This is a genomic window from Pedobacter puniceum (genome assembly GCF_009674685.1).
GTDB lineage: Bacteria > Bacteroidota > Bacteroidia > Sphingobacteriales > Sphingobacteriaceae > Pseudopedobacter > Pseudopedobacter puniceum.
Genome location: NZ_WKJI01000002.1, coordinates 815,006 through 838,432, shown reverse-complemented (window position 1 = coordinate 838,432; position 23,427 = coordinate 815,006). Strand labels below are relative to the sequence as shown.

Annotated in this window: 21 protein-coding genes; 8 read left to right on the top strand and 13 right to left on the bottom strand. The window is 35.2% G+C overall.

All coding sequences use genetic code 11. The features are described 5' to 3' along the window. Positions 1–12: 12 nt before the first annotated feature. The gene (locus tag GJJ64_RS10315) at positions 13–960 is read right to left on the bottom strand and encodes a M20/M25/M40 family metallo-hydrolase (protein ID WP_154287702.1); all 948 of its coding nucleotides are present in this window, start codon (positions 958–960) and stop codon (positions 13–15) included. Continuing rightward, positions 960–2,789 carry a M61 family metallopeptidase gene (locus tag GJJ64_RS10310; protein ID WP_154287701.1) on the bottom strand — a complete coding sequence of 610 codons (1,830 nt, stop codon included), beginning with the start codon at positions 2,787–2,789 and terminating at the stop codon, positions 960–962. Before GJJ64_RS10310 ends, GJJ64_RS10315 begins: the two co-directional genes overlap by 1 nt. Before the next feature lie 168 nt (positions 2,790–2,957). Between GJJ64_RS10310 and rmuC the strand changes: the two genes are divergently transcribed. The 3 genes from rmuC to GJJ64_RS10295 all read left to right on the top strand — a co-directional run bounded on the left by rmuC (position 2,958) and on the right by GJJ64_RS10295 (position 7,324). After that, positions 2,958–4,343 (top strand): DNA recombination protein RmuC, encoded by a 1,386-nt coding sequence (gene rmuC, locus GJJ64_RS10305; RefSeq protein ID WP_154287700.1) that lies wholly within the window; start codon positions 2,958–2,960, stop codon positions 4,341–4,343. A gap of 119 nt (positions 4,344–4,462) precedes the next feature. Continuing rightward, on the top strand, positions 4,463–6,619 hold the full coding sequence (locus tag GJJ64_RS10300; RefSeq protein ID WP_154287699.1) for a prolyl oligopeptidase family serine peptidase: 2,157 nt from the start codon (positions 4,463–4,465) through the stop codon (positions 6,617–6,619). A 156-nt stretch (positions 6,620–6,775) separates the two neighbouring features. Next, complete coding sequence (locus tag GJJ64_RS10295) at positions 6,776–7,324, top strand: DUF1003 domain-containing protein (RefSeq protein WP_154287698.1); 549 nt, start codon at positions 6,776–6,778, stop codon at positions 7,322–7,324. A gap of 113 nt (positions 7,325–7,437) precedes the next feature. Here GJJ64_RS10295 and GJJ64_RS10290 read toward each other — a convergent pair whose 3' ends face one another. The 6 genes from GJJ64_RS10290 to GJJ64_RS10265 form a co-directional block, all read right to left on the bottom strand. Then, complete coding sequence (locus tag GJJ64_RS10290; RefSeq protein ID WP_154287697.1) at positions 7,438–8,124, bottom strand: zinc metallopeptidase; 687 nt, start codon at positions 8,122–8,124, stop codon at positions 7,438–7,440. 155 nt (positions 8,125–8,279) lie between these two features. After that, complete coding sequence (locus GJJ64_RS10285) at positions 8,280–8,774, bottom strand: GNAT family N-acetyltransferase (protein WP_154287696.1); 495 nt, start codon at positions 8,772–8,774, stop codon at positions 8,280–8,282. Further along, positions 8,774–9,346, bottom strand: coding sequence for a thiamine pyrophosphokinase (locus tag GJJ64_RS10280; protein ID WP_154287695.1), 573 nt, complete (start codon positions 9,344–9,346; stop codon positions 8,774–8,776). The genes GJJ64_RS10285 and GJJ64_RS10280 overlap by 1 nt, the downstream gene beginning before the upstream one ends. Positions 9,347–9,349: 3 nt before the next feature. Next, complete coding sequence (locus tag GJJ64_RS10275; RefSeq protein WP_154287694.1) at positions 9,350–9,982, bottom strand: thiamine phosphate synthase; 633 nt, start codon at positions 9,980–9,982, stop codon at positions 9,350–9,352. A gap of 1 nt (position 9,983) precedes the next feature. Continuing rightward, positions 9,984–11,630: an alkaline phosphatase PafA gene (pafA, locus tag GJJ64_RS10270; protein WP_154287693.1), complete on the bottom strand. Its 1,647-nt coding sequence runs from the start codon at positions 11,628–11,630 to the stop codon at positions 9,984–9,986. An 82-nt stretch (positions 11,631–11,712) separates the two neighbouring features. Further along, positions 11,713–12,885 carry a THUMP domain-containing class I SAM-dependent RNA methyltransferase gene (locus GJJ64_RS10265; RefSeq protein WP_154287692.1) on the bottom strand — a complete coding sequence of 391 codons (1,173 nt, stop codon included), beginning with the start codon at positions 12,883–12,885 and terminating at the stop codon, positions 11,713–11,715. Positions 12,886–12,950: 65 nt separating this feature from the next. Between GJJ64_RS10265 and GJJ64_RS10260 the strand changes: the two genes are divergently transcribed. The 4 genes from GJJ64_RS10260 to GJJ64_RS10245 all read left to right on the top strand — a co-directional run bounded on the left by GJJ64_RS10260 (position 12,951) and on the right by GJJ64_RS10245 (position 18,026). Beyond that, positions 12,951–13,322: a DUF3127 domain-containing protein gene (locus GJJ64_RS10260; RefSeq protein WP_026904209.1), complete on the top strand. Its 372-nt coding sequence runs from the start codon at positions 12,951–12,953 to the stop codon at positions 13,320–13,322. Positions 13,323–13,596: 274 nt separating this feature from the next. Beyond that, positions 13,597–15,468 carry a sensor histidine kinase gene (locus tag GJJ64_RS10255; RefSeq protein WP_229655512.1) on the top strand — a complete coding sequence of 624 codons (1,872 nt, stop codon included), beginning with the start codon at positions 13,597–13,599 and terminating at the stop codon, positions 15,466–15,468. 10 nt (positions 15,469–15,478) lie between these two features. After that, complete coding sequence (locus GJJ64_RS10250) at positions 15,479–16,180, top strand: response regulator transcription factor (RefSeq protein ID WP_154287691.1); 702 nt, start codon at positions 15,479–15,481, stop codon at positions 16,178–16,180. Between the two features lie 34 nt (positions 16,181–16,214). Further along, positions 16,215–18,026, top strand: coding sequence for a DUF4153 domain-containing protein (locus GJJ64_RS10245; protein WP_195759271.1), 1,812 nt, complete (start codon positions 16,215–16,217; stop codon positions 18,024–18,026). Between the two features lie 74 nt (positions 18,027–18,100). Here the strand turns inward: GJJ64_RS10245 and rplS are convergent, their stop codons facing one another. From rplS to rimM, 3 genes are all read right to left on the bottom strand, one after another. Then, positions 18,101–18,448 carry a 50S ribosomal protein L19 gene (gene rplS / locus GJJ64_RS10240; RefSeq protein WP_026904215.1) on the bottom strand — a complete coding sequence of 116 codons (348 nt, stop codon included), beginning with the start codon at positions 18,446–18,448 and terminating at the stop codon, positions 18,101–18,103. Positions 18,449–18,734: 286 nt separating this feature from the next. Further along, positions 18,735–19,409, bottom strand: a complete 675-nt coding sequence (trmD, locus tag GJJ64_RS10235) for a tRNA (guanosine(37)-N1)-methyltransferase TrmD (protein ID WP_154287689.1) — start codon at positions 19,407–19,409, stop codon at positions 18,735–18,737. A gap of 5 nt (positions 19,410–19,414) precedes the next feature. Then, a complete protein-coding gene (gene rimM / locus GJJ64_RS10230; RefSeq protein WP_154287688.1) occupies positions 19,415–19,942 on the bottom strand; it encodes a ribosome maturation factor RimM in 528 nt (175 codons plus the stop codon). Positions 19,943–20,041: 99 nt separating this feature from the next. On the opposite strand from rimM, the gene GJJ64_RS10225 reads away from it, so the two are divergent. Beyond that, entirely contained in the window at positions 20,042–21,100 is a 1,059-nt protein-coding gene (locus GJJ64_RS10225; protein WP_154287687.1) for an alkaline phosphatase family protein, read from the top strand. A 38-nt stretch (positions 21,101–21,138) separates the two neighbouring features. Here the strand turns inward: GJJ64_RS10225 and msrA are convergent, their stop codons facing one another. Both msrA and GJJ64_RS10215 read right to left on the bottom strand, forming a co-directional pair. Beyond that, positions 21,139–21,789 carry a peptide-methionine (S)-S-oxide reductase MsrA gene (gene msrA, locus GJJ64_RS10220; protein ID WP_154287686.1) on the bottom strand — a complete coding sequence of 217 codons (651 nt, stop codon included), beginning with the start codon at positions 21,787–21,789 and terminating at the stop codon, positions 21,139–21,141. Between the two features lie 65 nt (positions 21,790–21,854). After that, positions 21,855–23,396 carry a YifB family Mg chelatase-like AAA ATPase gene (locus GJJ64_RS10215; RefSeq protein WP_154287685.1) on the bottom strand — a complete coding sequence of 514 codons (1,542 nt, stop codon included), beginning with the start codon at positions 23,394–23,396 and terminating at the stop codon, positions 21,855–21,857. Between the last annotated feature and the right edge of the window lie 31 nt (positions 23,397–23,427).

Genomic DNA, 23,427 nt, shown 5'->3' with positions numbered 1-23,427 from the left:
GATGATTTGTTTTTATTTTTTTAGTGATACTCTGCTTGGCGTATCGTCTCCTTTAATAATTGATGTTGCGCTAATGATGATAGCTTTGATAGTTTCTGTAACGTTTTCAGCATCCAGAGTTTCAATTTCATCATCTACGGTATGGTAAAAATTATCTTTATCTATTTGTACAGTAGAAATGGTATGTGCCGGTACACCCAATCTGGCTAAAGTGGCATTATCAGAACGGTAAAATAAGTTCTGCTCTGGATATGGGTCTGGATGAAAAGTAAACTCACTACCTTTTAGATTTTTCTGTAAAATTTGTCCAAAATCAGAATGATTAAAACCTGTAATAAATGCATTTTTCTTTCCAAATTTTGATTCTTTACCTATCATTTCTATGTTAAACATAGCCTTTACCTTATCAGGATTTAATTGTCTGGAGAAAAACTGAGAACCGTATCCGCCAATTTCTTCTGCTGTAAAAGCCACAAAAATTAAGGTTCTTTCGTTATCCTTTTTTTGCGCAAAATATTTAGCTAGTTCTAAAACTGCTGCTACGCCAGAGGCATCATCATCTGCACCGTTAGCGATAGAATCTTTACCCACAGGTTTTATAAGACCAATATGATCATAATGGGCAGAAAAAATAACATATTCATCTTTTAAAGATTTACCCGGCAACACACCTACAACATTGTATAAATCTAGTTTTTGATATTTGAAATTCTGAAAATAGTAGTTTAAGCCGTTAAATGGTTGTAAGCCTGCCTGCTCAAACTGATAAGCTATGTAATTTGCTGCTTTAGCAATATCTTCCTTCACCAAGGCATTTCTACCACGCATATCATCAGCGGAAAGCGTTTTAATATGAGCCTCTACATCTTTTACATGAAGCTTAACGTTGGGTATGGGTTGTGCTTGGCAAGCTGATAAAGTTATCCCTAAAGAAACTGTATTAATTATCTTTTTTATCATTATTCTGTTGATTTTGATTTAAGCCATTTCTCTCTAAAAGCAATGATTTCTGGTGTTAACTCTATACCCAGCTTTTCATAAGCGTTTAAGCCTAAAGTTGGATTATAAGTTAAGGTAAGCAAAGTATTTTTAACTTTTCCATCTCTTTCATAAGTGAGGGTAATTTGCTCGCCGGGTTTTTTGGTTTTTAAATAAGCCTCAAAATCTTCTGTTTTAGAAAAGTTTGTACTATCGGCACTTAAAATATAATCTCCTGCTTCTATGCCTGCATCATAAATAGGAGTGTTAAACAAAGCTGGTGAAAGCAATTTAAGTTTCCCATTTTCTGGGTTTAACCTTAGATTCCCTACATAAGCAGCGAAAGGTTTGGTGCGATTTAAGTCATATCCGGCTTTAGCCATTAAAGCTCTATAATTGGGTTTTTGTATGCCGTAGATGTAGTTGGTGAAGAAGGTTTTAGCAAAATCATCACTGGTAAGTGATGCTAAAGTTTGTTGTAAATCTGCAATTGTATAAGGAATTTCTGTTTTGCCATGCTTTTGCCAAAGCAGTTTCATGTAATCATCTAAAGAAAGGTTAAACTGGCTTTGTAAGCTTAAATCTAAGGCTAAAGCGATGATGTTTCCGTAAAGATAATAAGAACTATAGATGTTGTGATTATTATTTGGATCTATAGCCACGCCAGCATCTACAAAAACAGCTCTTCTGCTTATTTCTAAGGGCGAGTAACGGTTTGCCCCCGGCGAGTTGAGTACGCTATTTAAGAAATAACCTTGGTTGTTTAGAAAATCATCAATGCTGGTAACGCCAGCTCTTGCCTGTAATAATTCGCCATAATATTGTGTAAAGCCTTCTGCAAACCAAAGCTCATCGCTCATATTGGCTTTTTCAAAATTAAAAGGTTCTAAAGTCTTAGGTCTGATACGTTCTACATTCCAAGCGTGGAAAAATTCGTGTGAAATGGTGCTTAAAACATCAGAAATACTACTTTCTAAATTTGCTGCTTGCTGCGGAATAACGGTTGAGTTGCGATGCTCCATCCCATCTGAGGCGTTACTAGGTAAAACATCAATTAGAAAAGTATACTCTTTAAAATCAAACTGAGGCAACTCGCCAAAAACAGCCTCGGCTTCTTTAACAATTTTTTTGGTTTTTAATGTTAAATCTTGCAAAGTAGAATCGGCGGCAGTACCATGGTAAACAATTTTAATCTTTTGGGCGCTACCCTCTTTATTTAAAACATCAAAACTTTTTACTGTAGCTGATGATATTTCTATGGGGCTATCCATAAAATATTGTAGATTTTTAGCTTTATAAACGCCACTATCAACAGGTAGCTGCGTATAAACTTGCCATTGCTTATTAGGTAATAGGATTTTTAAGTCGATTGGTCTTTCTTGCAATGCCGGCACAAACATAAAAGAAGCTGGAATATTCAAATGTGCATGGCGATGATCTATACCTGCATAAGTACCATCAACTCGGTTACCAAATAAGGTATAAGTGATTTTAACGCTTCCTTGATGTCCGGAAATTTGGAAAGCATCGCCTTCAATTTGTTTAATTTTTAGCTGTTTTCCATCAGCCTGATAGGCCAAAACATCATAAATATTTTTACCAAACTCGTGAGTGGCATATCTACCTGGAGAAGACCTGGCCATTTTTACTACAAAACTATCTTGTGGGGGCTTAGGTATTACTAAACTAATTTGAGCTTCATGATGTACCGCATTATTTAAGGAAACGGTATAAGAAATAGGATTTTCTTGCGCCCAAATTCTCAAACCACTTAAACTAAGAGCAATTAAAAGAGATAATTTTTTCACCATATTGATATAAAGAAGGTTGAAATTAAAGAAAAATTGAAGTTTTTAGCTTTTTGTAAAGTAATTGTTATTGGTTAGAAGATCTTTATACTTTATACTCTGTACTTTATACTTTCAACTCCTTACCCTCAAACAATATTTCATTTACTATTTTTGATAAATTTCTAAACCATGGAATATATCATCACAGCCATCATTATACTACTTATAGCCGTTTTTCTATTTTTAAAAAAGCCATCTTCAAACACTAACGATGCTTTTTTGAATGAGTTGAAAGCAGAAAACGAACAGTTGAAAATCAATCTAGCGGTAAGTCAGCAACAACAGAAAAGCTTAATAGAAGAAAAAAATGCTGTTATAAATCTCTTAAAAGAAGAAAAGCAGGATGCTGAGTTTAAACTTTTAGGTAGGATAAATGCCTTAGAAGATGATAAAAAGGAACTTCAAGATATGTTAAATGCCGAGCGTAAGAAAATTGCAACATTAGAAGAATCTTACAAAGCGCAGCAACAGCGTTTAGAAGAACAAAAACAATACATGGCTGAGTTACAACAACGCTTCAAAACGGAATTTGAAAATGTTGCCAATCAAATCTTAAAAGAGAAAACCAAAGAGTTTACTGATGTAAACAAAGCTAATCTAGATGTATTATTGAATCCACTAAAAGAAAATATTAAGGCTTTTGAGCAAAAAGTAGAGCAAACTTATAAAGTAGAGGCTAACGAACGTTTTACCCTGAAAGGGACCATAGACGAACTCATTAAACAAACCAAACTGATACAGGATGATGCCAGCAACCTTACCAAAGCTTTAAAAGGCGATAACAAAAAGCAAGGCAACTGGGGCGAGATGGTTTTGGATAAACTTTTAGAAGGATCTGGCTTAATAGAAGGGATAAATTACACTAAACAAGCAGGGTTTATTGCCGAAGATGGCAACCGTTATCTGCCCGATATTTTATTAAATCTGCCAGAAAATAAGCACATCATCATAGATGCTAAAGTTTCTTTAGTGGCCTATGAAAAACTGGTAAATTGCGATGAAGAAACAGAGCGAGAAGCTTTAACCAAACTACATGTAAACTCTATAAAAAGCCATATTCAAGGTTTAAGCAATAAAAATTATCAGGATTTATATCAAATTAACTCGCCAGAATTTGTGTTGTTATTTATCCCTATAGAGTCTTCTTTTGCTATGGCCGTACAGTATGACCAAGAGTTGTTTGACTTTGCTTGGAATAAAAAAGTGGTTATTGTAACACCATCAACACTATTGGCTACATTAAAAACGGTAGCTTCTATCTGGAAACAAGAACAACAAACTAAAAATGCTATTGATATTGCTACAAAAGCAGGCGCTTTATACGATAAATTTGTGGGTTTTGTAGGCGATATTCAGAAAATTGGCGATAGCTTAGATAAATCTCAAAAGGCCTATCAAGATGCTTTAGGGAAGTTAAGTACTGGTAATGGCAATTTGGTTACCCGGGCAGAACAGCTTAGGAAATTAGGTGCTAAAACTTCTAAACTACTGGATGATAAATTGATAGAAGAGTAGTAAAATAGTTGCAGTGTCTTATGCTTACATAAAAATCTCTCAAACATATTACACAACAATTTCTTTCTGTAGTAGAACAAGCGTTAATTTTATAAATCGCACTAACTAAACAGAATAAAATGAAAAAATTGAATCTATTTTTTGCTGCTACAGCCGTTGCACTCTCGGCATGTAACAGTACCAAACAACATGATATGATAGCCCCAGCAGAAAAGATAAATGTATTAGCTTATCCGGACACTAAAAAAGAAAGCGTAAAAGACGATTATTTTGGAACCATCGTAGAAGACCCATATCGTTGGTTAGAGGATGATTTATCTGCCGAAACTAAAGCCTGGGTTCAAGCTCAAAATAAGGTGACGCAAAACTATTTATCGCAAATTCCTTATAAAGAGGCAATCAAAAGTCGTTTATCAGAGCTTTGGAATTACGAAAAATTCTCGGCCCCATTTAAAGAAGGCTCTTATACATATTTCTATAAAAACGATGGTTTACAAAATCAAGCTGTTTTATACCGCCAAGCTGATGGAAAGGAACCTGAAGTATTTCTAGACCCTAATAAATTCTCTGCCGATGGTACCAGCTCTTTAGCAGGAATAAGTTTTTCTAAAGATGGTAGTTTAGCGGCTTACCAAATATCTGAAGGTGGTTCAGACTGGCGTAAAGTTGTAGTTCTTAAAACGCAGGATAAGGCTATTGTTGGCGATACTCTGATAGATGTTAAATTCTCGGGCTTAGCCTGGAAAGGAAACGATGGTTTTTACTACAGCAGTTATGATAAACCTGCTGCAGGTAGTCAATTATCAGGTTTAACCCAATACCATAAATTGTATTATCATAAACTCGGGACATCCCAAAAAGAAGATGTTTTACTTTTTGGCGGTAACCAAACACCAAGAAGATACATTGGTGCAAACCTAACAGAAGATGAACGCTTCTTAATTATTTCTGCTGCAAATTCTACTACCGGTAACGAGCTATACATACAAGATTTAAGCAAACCTAACAGCGCTATTGTTAAAGTGGTTGATAATTTTGATAACGAGCATCAAGTAATTGGTAATAAAGGCGATGTGCTATACATCCAAACCAATTTAAATGCTCCAAATTATAAAGTAGTAACGGTTAATGCTGCCGATGCAAATCCTAAAAACTGGAAAGATTTGATTTCTGAAACCCAAAATGTATTGAATGCTGGTACAGGAGGTGGAAAAATCTTTGCTAACTATCTTAAAGACGCTACTTCTTACGTGGTTCAGTTTGCTATGGATGGTAAGAAAGAGAAAGAAATTGAGCTGCCTGGTGTAGGTACTGCTTCTGGTTTTGGTGCAAAAGAAACTGAGCAGGAATTGTATTATACTTTTACTTCGTACATCTATCCGCCAACGATATTTAAATATGACATTAAAAGCGGTAAATCAGAAGTTTATAAAGCATCGGCTGTGAAATTTGACCCTTCTTTATACGAGTCTAAACAAGTTTTTTACACTTCTAAAGATGGCACCAAAGTACCTATGATTATTACTTACAAAAAAGGTGTTGAGCTAAACGGCAAAAACCCAACACTTTTATATGGTTACGGAGGATTTAGCATCAGTCTAACACCAGCATTTAGCACTGCAAATATTATTTTATTAGAGCAAGGCGGTATTTATGCAGTAGCAAACCTTCGTGGCGGAGGCGAGTATGGCGAGAAATGGCACATTGCAGGTACTAAAATGCAAAAGCAAAATGTATTTGATGATTTTATTGCTGCTGCCCAATACCTGATAGACCAAAAATATACATCAACTAATTATTTAGCTATTTCTGGCGGCTCTAACGGTGGTTTATTGGTTGGGGCTTGTATGACACAAAGACCAGATTTATTTAAAGTTGCTTTCCCCGCTGTTGGTGTTTTAGATATGCTACGCTATCATAAATTTACGGCTGGTGCTGGTTGGGCTTATGATTATGGTACAGCTAACGACTCTAAAGAGATGTTTACTTACTTAAATAAATATTCTCCTTATAGCGCATTAAAAGCTGGTACTGCATACCCTGCTACTATGGTTAGCACTGCCGACCATGACGACCGCGTGGTACCTGCACACTCGTTTAAGTTTGCTGCCCGTTTACAAGAATACCATAAAGGTGCAGCACCTGTTTTAATTAGGATTGAGACCAATGCCGGACATGGCGCTGGCAAACCAACCTCAAAGATTATAGAAGAACAGGCAGATAAATGGGCTTTCATGTTTCAAAACATGGGAGTTAGTTATCATGTTGTTAAATAAGCGTTACCGCTGATTTTTCTAAAAATTTATAAGCAGCGTCTTTAAAAAAAGGCGCTGTTTTTTTATTCACTTTACTTACATATAAACAGGGAAAAAGTCGAGTCTATTCTGTGGTTAAATCAAAATCTTTACGTAATTTTCTACAAATCATTCATCATGAATAAGAAAATTAACTACCGTAGAATCCTCGAAACCAGTGATGGGAATCTTACTAAACTGCATGATATTGTTTTAAAAGCCTTAGAGGAAGAAGAATTAATATCTGAAAAATTAAAAAACAGTCAGGATTTAAGTTTAGGAGAAAAGATGGCCGACCGTGTAGCTTCATTTGGGGGTAGCTGGCGATTTATTATTTTATTTACAGTAGTACTATTGATTTGGATAAGTATAAATGTGATTTGGTTTCATAATCAAGGTTTTGACCCTTATCCTTTTATTCTATTAAATCTGATGCTTTCTTGTATTGCGGCCTTGCAAGCACCTATCATCATGATGAGCCAAAACAGAAAAGAAGAAAGAGACAGACTAAGAGCCGAGCAGGATTATATGGTGAATCTTAAAGCAGAAATTGAAATCAGAACTCTGCATGATAAAATAGATTTATTGATTACCGAACAAATGAAAAACTTATTCGACATTCAAAAGGTACAGATGGAAAGCATAGATAAACTGAGCAAAACGCTACATGAGCATCTTAAAAAGTGAGTAGAATTAAATTTATTCTTTAACATCATAAAGTCCCTACCCAAACTTCAAAAAACAAAAAAGGAGCATTCTATAAAAATGCTCCTTTCTCAACTATTCCTTTAAGGGGAATATTAGTCTCTTCTGCCAAATAACATCATAGCGTAATAAAGTAAAGTAGCTAGTGAGGATAATGCTGCAACAACATAAGTCATGGCTGCCCACCATAAAGCATTTTTAGCTTGGTCATGCTCTACACTGGTTTGCATAATACCTTTATTACTTTGTAGCCATACCAACGCTCTTTTACTAGCATCAAACTCTACAGGTAAAGTAACAAAACTAAATACCGTTAAAATAGCTAAAGCACCCACACCAATAGCTAAAACAATTGGGTTGTTACCAAAAGCCATTAGCATAACACCAATTAATAATACCCATTGTACCAAATTAGAAGCTACGCTTACTACAGGAACCATAGCAGATCTAAATTGTAGCCAGCTATAAGCTCTAGCATGTTGTACGGCGTGTCCACACTCGTGTGCTGCTACTGCTGCTGCGGCAATGCTTCTACCGTGGTAAACATCCGGAGAAAGGTTTACCGTTCTATCTGCCGGGTTATAATGGTCTGTTAACTGGCCGTCAACAGATATAATTTCTACATCGTTTATACCGTGGTCTGCAAGCATTTTCCTAGCTATCTCGGCTCCGCTTAAAGCAGAACTTAATGCAATTTCTGAGTATTGTTTAAACTTGCTCTTAAATCTCCATTGTACTATAAAACTTATAATAGCAATGCCTATGAAAAGTATTAATCCCATTTTCTATATATTTTGGTTTAAATTAATCAAATTGTATTCCTAAAGTACATTAGAAATGTTTTTATTACAAAACGCTGAATTTTTGTATTTGTTCTGCTCTAAAGAACGTCAAAATTGCTTTTGGTTGTTCATATTTTAAATAAACAACTGCCACTTTAACAGTCGGCGTCTTCTATATGCCTTTCCATGATATAATCATTCAAGATAAACTCGTGGTAAGGAATATCTACTTCTTCTGCGATATGAAATCCCAATCTTTGATAAAAATGTAAAGCAGGATTGTTTCTGTTTACGTTTAAACGTAATAAAGTAGCCCCATGCACAAAAGCCTCTGCGCCAATATAATTCATGATTTGCTTACCAGCACCCATACCCTGCAAAGCAGGTAAAATATACAATTTATGGATTTTACAAACCGTCTGCGAAAAAGAATAACTGCTAAAGCCTACTGCTTTTTCATCTTGATAAAGAAGAATAAAAGTATGTCCTTCTGCCATTTGAGCTTTTAAAGCATCCAGATTATAAATCTGCGTAAGCATAAAGCTTATTTGCGCTTCACTGATATAAGCCTCATAAGTTGGCCACCAAATCTCTTGAGCCAGTTGTTGTATTAGAGGTAAATCCTGTAAAGCTGCTTTTCTAATTTCCATTATAAATCTTCAGCTATAAAAATAAAAGGTTGTTGGAAAGATAAGCTATAAAAGCCATCTTTCTCTGTTTGATAATGGTTATTTGAAATTAAATTTAGACCTTTTGTGCTTAACTGAACAGCTTCTTGCAAAATGTAAATGTTTTCTTGAGCTGGTTTCCACTTGCTAAATTCGGGTTTCACGGGAAACATTTTTTTACTATCAGCAAAAACTACCAAGTCTAAATAATCAACAAAAAACAAATAATCTTTAGCTAAAAAAGTATTGGTAATGATGTTTACCGATGGATATTCATGCGCAACCAGATATTTTAATACAGCTGTGGTCACATCATCATCGCCGCAAGGAATAATTTTTATATGCTCTTGAAGCGCAAAAGAAACATCTTCTTTGCTTACCACAACATCTATTTTAATGCCTAAAGAAACCACATGGTCATAAATAGCAGCATGTACAATAACCGTTGGAGACCATTCTAACAACTGCCCTAAGTATTCCTCATCAAAGCCACTCATGTTTAAAATAAACAAGGCTGGTTCTTGCTTTTCGCGGATAATATGATGAGAAGACATAAATTAATGTAATAGGTTATAAAATTGTTTAAAGGCTTCCGCCGGATTTACTGCTTTATTAACTGCCGCAGATACCGCAACACCTTTAATGCCAGTTTTTAGCAAATCTGCTACATCATTTAAACCGACCCCGCCGGCTGCAATCAGAGGAAAATCAATTCCTGCTTGCTTTAAAGCAGTTACAGCCTCTGCATAACCTTGGGTACCCCAATGTTGGCAATTATTGGGTTTTGTTTCAGTATGGCCAAAAGGTCCGCAACCTATATAGTCAGCCCCGTTTTGGATGTGTTTGAGAATGGTTGCTAAATCATTGGCAGATGCGCCTAAAGTTTTATCATCGCCAATTTGTGCTCTTACCAAAGCAATATCAGCAGCCATATCTTCAATATGAACACCCTGTATATCTGCCTGATGCACTAAGTGAACATGGTTGGTAACGATTAAAGTTGTGCCCCAATCATCACAAATACTAGCTATTTGATGAATTTCTGCTAGCATCTCCTCATCAGATTTAGATAAGCAACGGTATTGCACCCATTTTGCGCCTTGCGAACAGGCCATTTCTACCTGTGCTATATGGCTGATATGAGGTAAATCTTGTGTAAGGTAATGTAAGGTATCAACAAATTTCTTCATGTTATTTTAAAGCTTCGGTAACTACATCGCCAATATTACCATTAGGTTCTTGTATGCGTAATAAAGCAGAAATGGTAGGCGCAATATCACTCATAGAAACGGTTCTGTTGCTGATGCCTTGTTTAATTCCCCATCCCATAAATACCATCGGGATATGCGTATCGTAAGGATTCCAAACTCCATGTGATGTTCCGGTTATGCCATAACCTTGAAACCACGCAGGGTCTAATACAATTTGTAACTCGCCACTTCTTTTTATATGGTAAGCATTGATGATTTTCTCTCTTAACTTAGCAGGTACAGCGCCTTCATTAACATTGGCTAAATCAACCACAAAAGATACTCCTTCTTGTTTTTTAAGGAAATGGATACAGTCTTTTTTTAAGTCATCTATATCAATTTTGCTAGCCTCAATAGCTTGGTAATTAAAGTTAACTTGATAATTGGTAATAGCTCTTATTAAACCTTTAGCCTGGTATTTAGTAAATAAAAGCTCGTTTAATTGTTTAGAGATGGTTCTGGTATTGAAATAGCCTGCGTTAATCTTGTTATCAATTAAAAAATTAGGATTATGCGCAGCACCATGATCAGCACTTAAGAAAAAAGTATAGTTTCCTTTTCCTACAGTATTATCCAAATAGGTTAAAAATACTTCTAAGTCTTTATCCAACCTTAAATAAGTATCTTCTATCTCTATCGAGTTTGGACCAAACTGATGACCAATATAATCTGTACTGGATAAGCTTACGGCTAATAAATCCGTAATATCATCAGTGCCTAGCTTTTCTTCTTTTATGGTAGCTTTTGCAAAATCTAAAGTTAAGGTATTGGCAAAAGGTGTATTTCTGATGGTGTTAAAATCAGACCCTTTTATTTGAGGTATTTTATGTGGGAAAACTGGTTTTGCTTCGCCTTTAAATTTACCCTCGTATCGTACATCATCAGCACTACTTTGTACATAAGTATTAATTGGATAAAGGGTATTCCAGTCTTGTGTTAAGTATTTATCTACCAATTTTTGGCTGTTAAAAGTTTTTACCCATGTTGGTAAATCTTGCATATAATAGGTAGAACTTATCCAAGCACCGGTTAAATCATCAAACCAATAAGCGGCATTGGCACTATGGCCAGCTGGAAGAATTCCCCCTCTATCCTTTAAAGCTATTCCTATAACTTTAGCTCTGAAATTGGTAGCTAGTTTTAATTCATCGCCAATGGTAGAACTTAACAGGTTTTTAGGCGACATTTTACCAGCGTCTGATGTACTACCTACCGTATTTACCGTGGTATCTTCTGTACAATACATATCATAACCGCTATTTTGCTCTATCCAATTGTTAGCAGTTATACCGTTAATGGCGGGTACAGAGCCTGTGTAAATACTAGCATGACCACAAGCAGTTTGTGTAGTTGCATATCCAATATGCGCATTCTCGCAAGAGAAACCTTCTTTTAATAATCTTTTAAAGCCTCCTTCTCCGTAACGAGATGCGTAACGATAAAGGTAATCCCATCTCATCTGGTCTACAACTAAGCCAACCACCAGTTTTGGGCGAGCAGGGGTGCTGGCTTTTGGAGGTTGGGGTTTTTGTTGACTATAACCGTTTAAAAATAGTAAAGAGAGAATGAAGGTTTTAAGAATTTTCATGCTTTTTTTATTGTAAAAATGCAAATATTTAGAGCTTAACGTTTTAAATTAACATGATGGTATTGTAAAATTTTTAAAGCATTTAAGATAATGTTCTCCTACTCCCATCATACAATTCATATTCTAACAGCCTACAATCTAGCTTACCATTGTAAAATTCTATCCTTCGTGATGCTCTTAAACCTATTTTTTTGGCTAAATCTGGGTTTCCAGTAAAAATATAACCAGTATAACCTTTACATTCTTTTTTCATGAAATCGCCAATTCTAGCGTAAGTAGCTTCTAGTTTGCTGTGTACACCTAAACGCTCGCCATACTCGGGGTTAAACATGATGATACCAGCTTCATCTTGAGGGATTCTCGTATCAGCAAAATCGCAAGCGTAAAACTCAATCAATTGGTCTACACCCGCTGTTTTAGCATTCTTTTTACTGATGTCTATAGCATCTTCAGAAATATCTGTAGCAATAATTTTTAAATCTTGATTTTTAACCACTTGGTCTTTTAGCCTTCTTCTCTCTGTAAAGAAAACTTCTTCTTCATAGCCTAAAATGTGCATAAAACCATAATTCATACGTAACAATCCTGGCGTTCTGCCGGTTGCAATGAGGGCTGCCTCTATAGCTAAAGTTCCAGAACCGCACATCGGGTTTATAAAAGGAGATTTGAAATCCCATTGCGTAGCTAAAATGGTTGAGGCTGCAAGCGCTTCTAACATAGGCGCTTTGCCAGGTATTTTTCTATAACTGTGTTTAGCTAAAGTCTCTCCGGATGTGTCTAAAAAGATTTCTGCCTTTTCATTTTTCCAATATAAATGCACTACAGTTTTGGTATAATCCGGACCAGAATTTGGTCTTATTTTGTGCACAGATTTAATCCTGTCTGCAATAGCATCTTTAACTTTTAAATTAGCAAACAAAGGTGTGGTGATGGTAGAATTATCCACATTTGACGTTACAGAGAAATAACCTCCAAAATCTATCAATTTCTCCCACGCTATAGCAGTAACTTTTTGGTAAAGCTCTTCACCATTTTCAGCATCAAATTCTTGAAGGCTATAAAGCACCTGACTGGCGCATCTGAGGTTGAGATTCAGCCTGATACAATCATTTAAACTCACTTTAAGCTCTAGCCCGGTAGAAAAAATTCTTACAGGTTTAAAACCTAAATTTTTTACTTCTAATTCAAGATAAGGCGATAATCTTTTGTTACAGGTTATGATAACCTTTGATGGGGTGTTGAAAACTTGATGCATAAGAATGCGCAATTTAATGATAAAAATATAGAGATTTGATTTTAGTTATTTAAAAACCTGTTGAAATGGAGATAAAAGGAAAAGTTCATGAAGTATCTGAAGTCATGAACGTTACTGATACATTTAGAAAAAGAGAGCTTGTAATAGAATTTGCCGAAAACCCTCAGTACCCGGAATACGTAAAATTTGAAGCCATACAAGACAGGGTTTCATTAATGGATAATCTTAAAATTGGTGATGATGTTGAGGTTTCTTTCAATTTGAAAGGAAGACCTTGGACAGACAAAACCGGTAAAAAACAATATTTCAATACTTTACAAGTTTGGAAAGTAAATGTATTAGGTGCTGATGCAGGTGCTCCTGCTCAAACACCACCATTTGCAGCACCAGTTGATATTAGTGCAGCACCAGAGGCAGATGACGATTTGCCATTTTAAAGAGCCTATTTTCTGATTACAATGCGATAAAAAGCGGCACCAATCCCAAAGGTGACCGCTTTTTTTTTAGAGCCTCACCCCAGTCCTCTACAAAGGAGAGAGAGTGCCTAAATGTGTATTAAAAAATTAAATGTTTAATAATAGAGTTAAAAAATAATCATAAGCAAAGTAGTCCTGCGCTTCCCTCTCCTTTGGAGAGGGATTGAGGGTGAGGCTGTTAAATAATGTTAAACCACCTCAATATTAAAGCATTGGTGTTTATATTTGATTTGAGATGAAGCGTAAAAGTATATCGGTTATTATTGGTTTAATGAGTTTTGCATTGTTGGGAGTAATGGCTATGCAATATTATTTCCTAAAAGAATCTTATCAATTAAAAACTCAAATTTTTGATAGTGCGGTAAATGATGCTTTAAAAAGTGTGGCTTATAAATTAGAAAAAAATGAAGCCGCTGCTTTTTTAGCTCAAAAAGCTGCAAACGAGAAAAAATTAAGAGAAATTAATAGGTTAAATCAAGATTTGAAATTTAGCCAAAACATCAGAAAATCAAAAACTATTGATCGTAACCCGCAAATTAAAGAAAATCCATCCCTAGCTTTTATCAGGCAACTTAAAAAAAATCAAGAAAAATCTGACAGTATTTTTAGGGTAAGAGATAGCATTTTAAGAAATAAATACCCTAATATTTTAGTATATAATGGCCCGGCGCAACAAGAAACTCCAGATAATGTAATTGCCGGCGTAAGATTTGATTTTGAGGAAGTTACAGACGAATTTGGTGTCAGACAAAATCTGGTTAAACAAGTTTATACAGAGCGATTACCTTCCAGAAAAAGACCCAAAAGAGGTAACGTTGTAGTAGATTCTATCAAACAATACGTTATTGTTGACCCTGTATTAGGCCCTGTTGTTCGTACCATTGGTAAACCTAATTACTTATCAGAAATTAGTGAAACCGAGCTTGCAGCAGCAGAGAAACCCATCCATAGCAAAGAAAAAGTAAAAGATGTTAAGCTATACTTAGACTCGGTACAAAAAATCAGCAACAAAAAGGAGATTTTAAATGATTTAGCTTCAGAGTTTCAGCAAGCAAATGTACCTCTGCATAAACGTATTAAACCAGAATTGCTAGACTCTTTGCTATTGATAGAGTTGGCCAATAACGGCATCATGCTCAAGTACAATTATAAAATAAGCTCCAACAAAAGCTCCAGAATTTTATTCAGAAATGCCTCGGATAATAGAATGGATTTTGAGCCAGAAAACACCTACAAGGCCGCACTTTTTCCAAAAGATATGGTACGTGAAGGCGGTTACTTGATGGTGAGTTTTCCAGAAAAAAATAGTCTTATCCTTAAAAATATGAACTCTATTTTAGCTTCATCCATAGGTTTATTGTTGATTTTGACCGGAAGCTTCGCTTATACCATTTTTTCTATCTTAAGACAGAAAAAGATTTCTGAGATGAAGACAGATTTTATTAACAACATGACTCATGAATTTAAAACTCCGGTAGCCACCATCATGATTGCCAGTGAAGCTTTAAGAGACCCCGACGTTAATGAAGACCGCAAACGCGTAAATAAGTTGGCAAGCATTATTTATGATGAAAATATACGTCTTGGAGACCATATTGAAAGGGTACTTAATATTGCCCGTATAGAAAAAGACGATTTAAAAATAGAGCGTAAAGAAGTTAATATTCATGATTTAATTCATGCCGTTTCTGATAGTATGAACTTGCAACTACAAAAGAGAAATGCTATTGTAAACATGAACCTTATAGCCACAAAATCAACCATCATGGGCGATGAGCTACACCTTTCTAATGTATTTTATAACCTTATTGATAACGCCATAAAGTACAGTAAAGAAGCTCCAGAAATTACCATCAACACTACTAATACCCAAACGGATTTTATAATTACCGTTACTGATAATGGAATTGGCATGGGAAGAGACCAGCAAAAGAAAATTTTTGAGCAATTTTACCGTATACCAACAGGTAACTTACATGACGTAAAAGGTTTCGGACTAGGCTTAAGCTATGTAAATAACATGGTGAAAAGAATGGGCGGAACTATAAAAGTGAAAAGCGAAAAAGATAAAGGCTCGGAATTTGAGCTCAAATTTCCATTAGCATAATACCATATAAATGAGTGCAAAAAAAATTCTTTTAGTAGAAGACGATCCTAACCTAGGGATGATTTTAGAAGACTACCTTTCTTTAAAAGGAAAGTTTGAGGTTACCCTTTGTGATGATGGAGATGAGGGCTTAAAAGCATTTACATCTTCAACTTATGATATTTGTATCCTGGATGTGATGATGCCTAAAAAAGACGGATTCACGCTGGCAAAAGACATCAGAAAGATAAACAAACACATACCTATTATTTTTGCCACAGCCAAAGGTATGATGGAAGATAAAACCGAAGCTTTTGGTTTGGGTGGCGATGATTATATTACCAAACCTTTTAAAATAGAAGAGCTTTTATTACGCATTAATGCCCTCTTAAAAAGAGCTGGCAACCAAGAAAAAGTCGAGGAAGAAAAGCCTAAGATTTTTACTATCGGTAAATACACTTTTGATTATCAGCATCAAACAATTATCAACGGTGAAGAGCAACAAAAATTGAGCACCAAAGAGGCAGAATTACTACGATTATTGTGTCTTAAAATGAATGATGTTTTAACCAGAGAAGAAGCACTCTTACAAATTTGGCATGATGATAACTACTTTAACGGCCGTAGTATGGATGTTTTCTTAAGTAAATTACGTAAATACCTTAAAGAAGATAGCCGAGTAGAAATCATCAATGTACACGGAAAAGGGTACAAACTCTTGGTAAATCAGTAAGTAAAAGCTAATTTCATAAGAAATAATGTTTCTTATGAAGTTTCCTTCGCTTAAACAAATTGGTTATACGGCACTAGCAGTATTTCAAAGGTTCCCCATCCCGCTATTGTTTGCAGTTTTAGCAACCAGCTCTTTAATTGCGCTTACCGTAAAAGATCTTGACAATACTTATAACGAAGAACTTGTAAAGGGCGCTTACATAGGCAATTTAGGTCTCGCTCTTACCTTAGCTTTTGCATTATTTGCAGAAAAGCGTAAACTTAAAAATCCCATTAAAATAGGCGTTAATATAGCGCTTATAGCTTTCCTGTTTTCTTTAAGTTTTATCTTAAATCCTTTTGAAAAAGAAGCGCATATTCTAATTCTCCTCATTCTTGCCTTTGCTTTTCATTTAATGGTTTCTGTTGCTGCTTTTCATAAAACAGAAGAAAACCAAGCTTTTTGGCAACTTAACAAGAGCTTATTTTTACGCTTCTTAACTTCTGCATTATACAGCGCTGTATTATTTATCGGTCTTAGTATAGCTATTCTAAGCATACAAGTTTTGTTTGATACAAAATGGAGTGAATCTATCTACCTACGCTTATGGCTTTTTATTGTTGGCATATTTAATACACTGTTTTTCTTATCAGGAGTTCCTAAACCTTTAGAAACTCTAGAAGAAGAACAATCTTACCCAAAAGGACTTAAAATTTTCACACAGTATGTATTAATTCCCTTAGCTAGTATTTATCTACTTATCCTTTTAGCTTATGAAGGGAAAATCTTATTTGAATGGCATTTACCTAACGGATTTGTATCTATACTGATATTGGGTTATGCCGTTTTTGGTATGCTTTCTTTGCTATTGGTTCATCCGCTTAGAAATTTAGAAGAAAACAAATGGATAAAACTCTTTAGTAAAAGCTTCTACCTTTTTTTAATTCCTCTTATTGTTCTTTTGGTTCTTGCGGTTTATACCCGTGTATCTGATTATGGTATAACAGAAAGTAGGTATGTTTTAATTGTTCTCACCCTTTGGCTAAGCTTTATAACGCTTTATTTTTTAATTAAAGGGCAAGAACAAATCAGGATGATTCCTATCAGCCTTTGTGTGATAGCGCTTATCATTTCTTTTGGACCATGGGGTTTGCAAAGCATTTCAAGAAACTCTCAACAAAAAAGATTAAGTGCTCTCTTAGAAATCAAAGCTACCAAAGAAAGAGATCAAGAAATTAGAAATATTGTTGATTATTTACATGATTATCATGGTATAATGGCTCTACAGCCCTTTACTAAAACATCGCTTAGCGATATTAAAACCTTTTTTAAGAATAAGAACAAAAAGGATTCTTTAAACCAGTATCAAAATTATCAAACAAAAGAAAACACCAAAGATTCTGTATTAAAGTTGCTTGGACTTAACCCTATGTACAACCCAAGTATGCAAGGGAATTTTTACAACTTTAGCAATAAAGAAAAAGAGGTTTTAAGTATAGAAAAAGCAAGCGTTTTGGTAACGATAGAAAATCAGTCTTCTTTTAGAGATAACAAATTCAAAGAAATAACAGCCTTTGGAAAAGCTTTTAAAATTTGTAAAGAGAATGAGCAAGAGTTATACTTGGTTTCGGGTAAAGAAAAGCTTTCTTTACAACTTTACAAACTAGGGAAGCAATTATTAAAAAGAAGCTATCCTATTGCTGATAAAAATTATAACACTTTTGAAGTACCAAACAAAGATTTAACACTTACCCAGCAATGGAAGGGTTTAAACATCACCACCAGAATAGAAGAAATGGGTATTGAAGAAGAAAATCAAAAAACCACTATTATTCATTATAAAGTTTATGTACTGATAGCGCCATAAACTTTATAAAAAAGAGCGCATAAAAAAAGCCTTTCAGAAAATTACTGAAAGGCTTTTTTATTATTTTGAGATAATTAAACTCTTTTAGATTTGATACGAGCTGCTTTACCAGTAAGCTCACGTAAGTAGAATAATTTTGCTCTACGAACTTTACCAACATTGTTAACTTCGATTTTATCGATGTTTGGAGAATTCACAGGAAATATACGCTCTACACCAACACCATTAGACATTTTTCTTACGGTAAAGGTTTCTGTAGAACCAGCACTATTTCTCTGGATAACTACACCTTGATAAACCTGAATACGCTCTTTATTTCCTTCACGAATTTTATAGTGAACGCTGATGGTATCTCCAGATTTAAATGCAGGTAACTGTTTTTTCTCTACAACCTGCTCTTCTACAAATTTTACTAAATCCATGATTTTATGCTGTTAAATTACGATTGAGATAAATACCAACCGCACCGAAATTTCGGAGTGCAATATTAGGGATAATTTTTGATAATAAAAAACATAATTAAAATTTTCCACAATTAACATCTTATCTACATCCGCAGGCAATACCAACTGTAGATGAGCCTGTTAGCTTGTTTTCTATTTAAAATCGGGCTTATTTATTTGAAGATTTGCAATTTATTTAATCTCAAAAAAAGAAAAAATAATTAATTTTTTGGGTTCATCAATTAAAAAAGCTTCCATTCTAAGCTTACTCCAACAAATCTGGTCGGCGTTTTTTAGTACGTTCTAAGGCTTGCTCATAGCGCCACTGTTCTATTTTAGCTTGGTCACCGCTTAATAAAATATCAGGTACTTTATATCCTCGCCAATCTGCTGGTCTTGAGTAAACTGGAGCGTCTAACAATTCGCCTTGAAAAGAATCAGACAAGGCCGATGTTTCGTCTGATAAAACACCAGGTATTAATCTTACCACAGCATCAACAATTAAAGCGGCGGGTAACTCGCCACCAGAAAGCACAAAATCTCCAACAGAAATCTCTCTGGTTACAAATACATCTCTAATTCTTTGGTCTATACCTTTATAATGGCCACAAAGAATCATGATGTTTCCTTTAATAGAAAGCTCGTTGGCTATTTCTTGTTTAAAAGTAACGCCATCGGGAGTCATAAAAATAATCTCATCATAAACTCTTTCTGCCTGTAATTTCTCTATGCAAGCAGCAAAAGGCTCAATCTGCATAACCATACCACTACCACCGCCGTACGGATAATCATCAATACTTTTGTGTTTGTTGCTTGCATAATCTCTTAAATTATGAATATGAATTTCTGCCAGACCTTTTTTTTGTGCCCTTTGCATAATAGAATGCGCAAACGGACTTTCTAATAAAGCTGGTAAAACGGTTATGATATCAAATCTCATAGCTCTTAATCTTGAAGATAAACATCCAACAAACCATCAGGAAGCTCTATATTTAGGATTTTATTTTCGATATCCATTCCTAAAATTAAATCTTCGGATAAGGGAAACAATACTTCTTTTTCCTGATACATAACCGTAGCTAAAAACTGCTGAGGGTATTCTCTTACTTCTAAAATTTCTCCAAGTTCACCTTCTTGTTCATCAACAACTGTAAAACCTTTTAAATCTTTATAAGTAAACTCTTCTTTACTTTTTTTAGGCATCAGCCTTTTAGCTAGAAAAATTTTCTTCTTTGCCAAGGGCTGCGCTTTATCTATATGGTTAATGTCTTCAAATAAAAAGTAACCCAACTGCTTTTGCGATAACTTAAACTGCGAAACAAAATAAGGCACCATTTTACCACCAATTTCTATGTAAACAGATTTTAGTTTTAGCTTCTCAGGATTATCATAACTAAACGAAACTTGAAGTTCGCCTTTTAAACCGTGGGTTTTGGTAATAAAACCTATTTCTACATAATCGCCCGTACTCATGCTTTTTATTTTATAAACTCTTGCAAAAGTAAAGTTTTTATGACGAGTTGATTTATAATCGTTTGATTAATTCATTCTTCTGTTTTTTCATTATTATTGATGATGCCTAAAAAGATTTTATTATCCTTTCTGATGTTTTTCCATTTTGCTGCTATTGCGCAAACTGAAAGCAAAGTAGTTTTAGTTACCATTGATGGTTTACGCTGGCAAGAACTGTTTAGAGGCGCAGATTCTTCGCTTATTTACAGCCGATATAACAACCAAAAAGATTATCTATTTAAAAAATTCTGGCATAAAGATGTACAAAAAAGAAGGGCTCTATTAATGCCTTTTATATGGCGTGAAGTTGCTAAAAACGGCCAAATTATAGGCAACAGAGATTTAAAAAGTTATGCATCAGTAAGTAATCCATCCAAGATTTCTTACCCTGGTTATGCCGAGCTTTTTTCGGGTTTTGTGGATAGCAGTATAACTAACAACAACAGGGTTTATAACAAAAACCAAAACCTATTAAGATGGCTAAACCAACAAGAAAGCTTTAAAAGCAAAGTAGCTTCTTTTTCTTCTTGGGATGTATTCAATTATATTTTAAATGATTCTGTTGGAGATTTTGTGATAAATGCAGGTATAGAAGATTTAGAAATTCCAGAAATGGATGAAAGTTTTAAAGCATTAAACGAGATGCAACGCTTAGCCCCTCCTTTTATATCTGATAAAGTAAGGTTGGATGTGATTACCTACCAGTTAGCCAAACAATATTTAAAATTTTATAAGCCTAAATTTTTACACATTGGTTTTGATGAAACAGATGATATGGCACACACTGCCGATTATAAATTTTACCTAGAGCAAGCTCGTAAAAGCGATGATATGATTGCCGATTTATGGAATTACCTACAAAACGATTCTTTTTATAAGAACCAAACCGCTTTAGTAATTACCACAGACCATGGCCGTGGTGAGGTTCCTTTTGGTAATTGGACCAGCCATGGTAAAAGCATCCCTGGCTCAGAACAGGTTTGGATAGCAGCCATAGGTCCATCAATATCTGCAAAAGGCGAAGTAAAAAACACTGATGAAATATTTACCAAACAAATAGCAGGTACATTGGCTAGACTATTAGACCTAAATTTTAATAAAGACAATGTGTTTAAATAAACAAGGCGAGAAATTTCTCGCCTTGTTTTCCACCCTCATCAATACCCCTTCTTCAATTTTCCTTTGTATGCTTTCTTAAACTTCTCAAACCTTGGAATTGAAACCGCTCTAACATAAGCTTGGTTTGGGTTATGTTCTATAAAATCTTGATGATATTCTTCTGCCCTGTAAAAGGCTTTTAAAGCGGCAAGCTCTGTAACTATAGGCTTACTAAATCTATTGCTGTTGCTTATTTTCTTAATTGCATTCATGGCGATATTTTTCTCGGCATCGGTTTGATAAAATAAAACCGAACGGTAAGAAGACCCTCTATCTGGACCTTGTTGGTTTGGCGTAGTAGGGTCATGCGAAGAGAAAAACACTTCTACCAGTTCTTCGTAGCTTACTATGGTAGGGTTATAATAAACCAAAACGGTTTCTGCATGACCAGTGGTTTCTGTATTAACCAATTCATAGGTTGGATTAACAGTAGTGCCTCCGGCATATCCAGAAACGGCAGAGTCTACACCAACAACAGCCTCAAAAATATGTTCAGAACACCAAAAACAACCAGATGCAAAAGCGGCAATAGCTTTACCTTTTGGCGCTACTAACTTAACCGCATTGTTCTTACCTACTTGTCCGTTAGTATTGCAAGAAATAATTAATAAAGCAAAAATGCTGGTGCTTAATATTTTAACTAACTTCATGGTCTTACAATTTTAATCATAAACGAAATTTAAGATAAAATGATTGTAAGTTTTAAGTCATGCTTTTAGCCTGCCCAATTTTCTCGATCCAAACTTCTAAAATGTATAGCTTCTGCTAAATGCTCTATGCCAATTTCATCGCTACCAGCAAGGTCTGCAATAGTGCGGGCTACTTTTAAAATTCTATCATAAGCTCTGGCAGATAAGCCTAATTTTTCCATAGCTGTTTTTAGCAATTGCTGCCCAGCATCAGAAACTACGCAAATAGCTCTTACCATTTGCGGACTCATTTCTGCATTTGCATTGATACCTTGATGCTCTTTAAACCTTTCTGTTTGCATTAAACGGGCTTTTATCACTCTTTCTCTAATCAACTCGCTTGGTTCTGATTTCCTTTCAGATGCCAGTTCATCAAAATTTACAGGCGTAACTTCTACATGTAAATCTATACGGTCTAATAAAGGACCACTTACTTTACTGAGATACTTTTGTACCACACCAGGGCCACAAACGCATTCCTTTTCGGGATGATTGTAATAACCACATGGGCAAGGGTTCATGGCCGCTATCAACATAAAACTAGACGGATAATCTACAGACATTCTGGCTCGGGCCACTGTAACACGCCTTTCTTCTAAAGGCTGACGCATAACTTCTAAAACGGTTCTTTTAAACTCTGGTAATTCATCCAAAAACAAAACACCATTATGAGCCAAAGAGATTTCGCCAGGCTGAGGGTTGCTTCCACCGCCTACCAAAGCTACGTCTGAAACGGTGTGATGTGGAGAGCGGAATGGCCGAGTAGTAATTAAAGCATCGGAAGCTGAAAGCTTACCTGCTACCGAGTGTATTTTGGTTGTTTCTAAGGCCTCGTACAAATTTAACGGTGGCAAAATGGTAGGTAAGCGTTTTGCCAACATGGTTTTACCTGCTCCTGGAGGGCCAATCAAAATGGCATTATGACCACCAGCAGCTGCAATTTCTAAAGACCTTTTGATGTTTTCTTGTCCTCTTACATCGGCAAAATCAGCATCGTAATTATTGATGGCTTTAAAAAACTCATCTCGGGTATCTACAACTGTTAAAGGTGGTTTTTTGCTATTCTTGAAAAAATCTACAATTTCTGAGAGATGGCTAACTCCGTAAACCTCTAATTTACTAACGATTGCGGCCTCTCTAGCGTTTTGACTTGGTAAAATAAAGCCTTTGATATTTTCTTTTTGAGCATTTATAGCAATAGGTAAAGCGCCTTTAATGGGTTTCACTTGTCCATCTAAGGAAAGCTCACCCATGATAAGATAATTTCCTAAATCTTCTTCATCAATTTGCCCTGAAGCAGCTAAAATACCTGTTGCTATGGTTAAATCGTAAGCAGAGCCTTCTTTACGGATATCGGCTGGGGCCATATTTACCACAATTTTTTGGCGTGGCATACGAAAACCGCTATTTGTTAAAGCGCTTTCTATTCTCAATAAACTCTCACGAACAGCATTATCGGGCAAACCCACAATTAAATAAGCAGCTTTACCTCCAGAAATATTAACTTCAATAGTAATGGTTTGAGCTTCTACACCATAAACGGCGCTCCCAAATGTTTTTACAGGCATACATAAAAATTTGTCGGAAAATTAAAAAAAT

What these genes read in the sequence shown, in the direction of transcription:
- GJJ64_RS10315 (WP_154287702.1), bottom strand. Translation starts at nt 960, where the DNA reads ATGATAAAAAAGATAATTAATACAGTTTCTTTAGGGATAACTTTATCA.
- GJJ64_RS10310 (WP_154287701.1), bottom strand. Translation starts at nt 2,789, where the DNA reads ATGGTGAAAAAATTATCTCTTTTAATTGCTCTTAGTTTAAGTGGTTTG.
- rmuC (WP_154287700.1), top strand. Translation starts at nt 2,958, where the DNA reads ATGGAATATATCATCACAGCCATCATTATACTACTTATAGCCGTTTTT.
- GJJ64_RS10300 (WP_154287699.1), top strand. Translation starts at nt 4,463, where the DNA reads ATGAAAAAATTGAATCTATTTTTTGCTGCTACAGCCGTTGCACTCTCG.
- GJJ64_RS10295 (WP_154287698.1), top strand. Translation starts at nt 6,776, where the DNA reads ATGAATAAGAAAATTAACTACCGTAGAATCCTCGAAACCAGTGATGGG.
- GJJ64_RS10290 (WP_154287697.1), bottom strand. Translation starts at nt 8,124, where the DNA reads ATGGGATTAATACTTTTCATAGGCATTGCTATTATAAGTTTTATAGTA.
- GJJ64_RS10285 (WP_154287696.1), bottom strand. Translation starts at nt 8,774, where the DNA reads ATGGAAATTAGAAAAGCAGCTTTACAGGATTTACCTCTAATACAACAA.
- GJJ64_RS10280 (WP_154287695.1), bottom strand. Translation starts at nt 9,346, where the DNA reads ATGTCTTCTCATCATATTATCCGCGAAAAGCAAGAACCAGCCTTGTTT.
- GJJ64_RS10275 (WP_154287694.1), bottom strand. Translation starts at nt 9,982, where the DNA reads ATGAAGAAATTTGTTGATACCTTACATTACCTTACACAAGATTTACCT.
- pafA (WP_154287693.1), bottom strand. Translation starts at nt 11,630, where the DNA reads ATGAAAATTCTTAAAACCTTCATTCTCTCTTTACTATTTTTAAACGGT.
- GJJ64_RS10265 (WP_154287692.1), bottom strand. Translation starts at nt 12,885, where the DNA reads ATGCATCAAGTTTTCAACACCCCATCAAAGGTTATCATAACCTGTAAC.
- GJJ64_RS10260 (WP_026904209.1), top strand. Translation starts at nt 12,951, where the DNA reads ATGGAGATAAAAGGAAAAGTTCATGAAGTATCTGAAGTCATGAACGTT.
- GJJ64_RS10255 (WP_229655512.1), top strand. Translation starts at nt 13,597, where the DNA reads ATGAAGCGTAAAAGTATATCGGTTATTATTGGTTTAATGAGTTTTGCA.
- GJJ64_RS10250 (WP_154287691.1), top strand. Translation starts at nt 15,479, where the DNA reads ATGAGTGCAAAAAAAATTCTTTTAGTAGAAGACGATCCTAACCTAGGG.
- GJJ64_RS10245 (WP_195759271.1), top strand. Translation starts at nt 16,215, where the DNA reads ATGAAGTTTCCTTCGCTTAAACAAATTGGTTATACGGCACTAGCAGTA.
- rplS (WP_026904215.1), bottom strand. Translation starts at nt 18,448, where the DNA reads ATGGATTTAGTAAAATTTGTAGAAGAGCAGGTTGTAGAGAAAAAACAG.
- trmD (WP_154287689.1), bottom strand. Translation starts at nt 19,409, where the DNA reads ATGAGATTTGATATCATAACCGTTTTACCAGCTTTATTAGAAAGTCCG.
- rimM (WP_154287688.1), bottom strand. Translation starts at nt 19,942, where the DNA reads ATGAGTACGGGCGATTATGTAGAAATAGGTTTTATTACCAAAACCCAC.
- GJJ64_RS10225 (WP_154287687.1), top strand. Translation starts at nt 20,042, where the DNA reads ATGATGCCTAAAAAGATTTTATTATCCTTTCTGATGTTTTTCCATTTT.
- msrA (WP_154287686.1), bottom strand. Translation starts at nt 21,789, where the DNA reads ATGAAGTTAGTTAAAATATTAAGCACCAGCATTTTTGCTTTATTAATT.
- GJJ64_RS10215 (WP_154287685.1), bottom strand. Translation starts at nt 23,396, where the DNA reads ATGCCTGTAAAAACATTTGGGAGCGCCGTTTATGGTGTAGAAGCTCAA.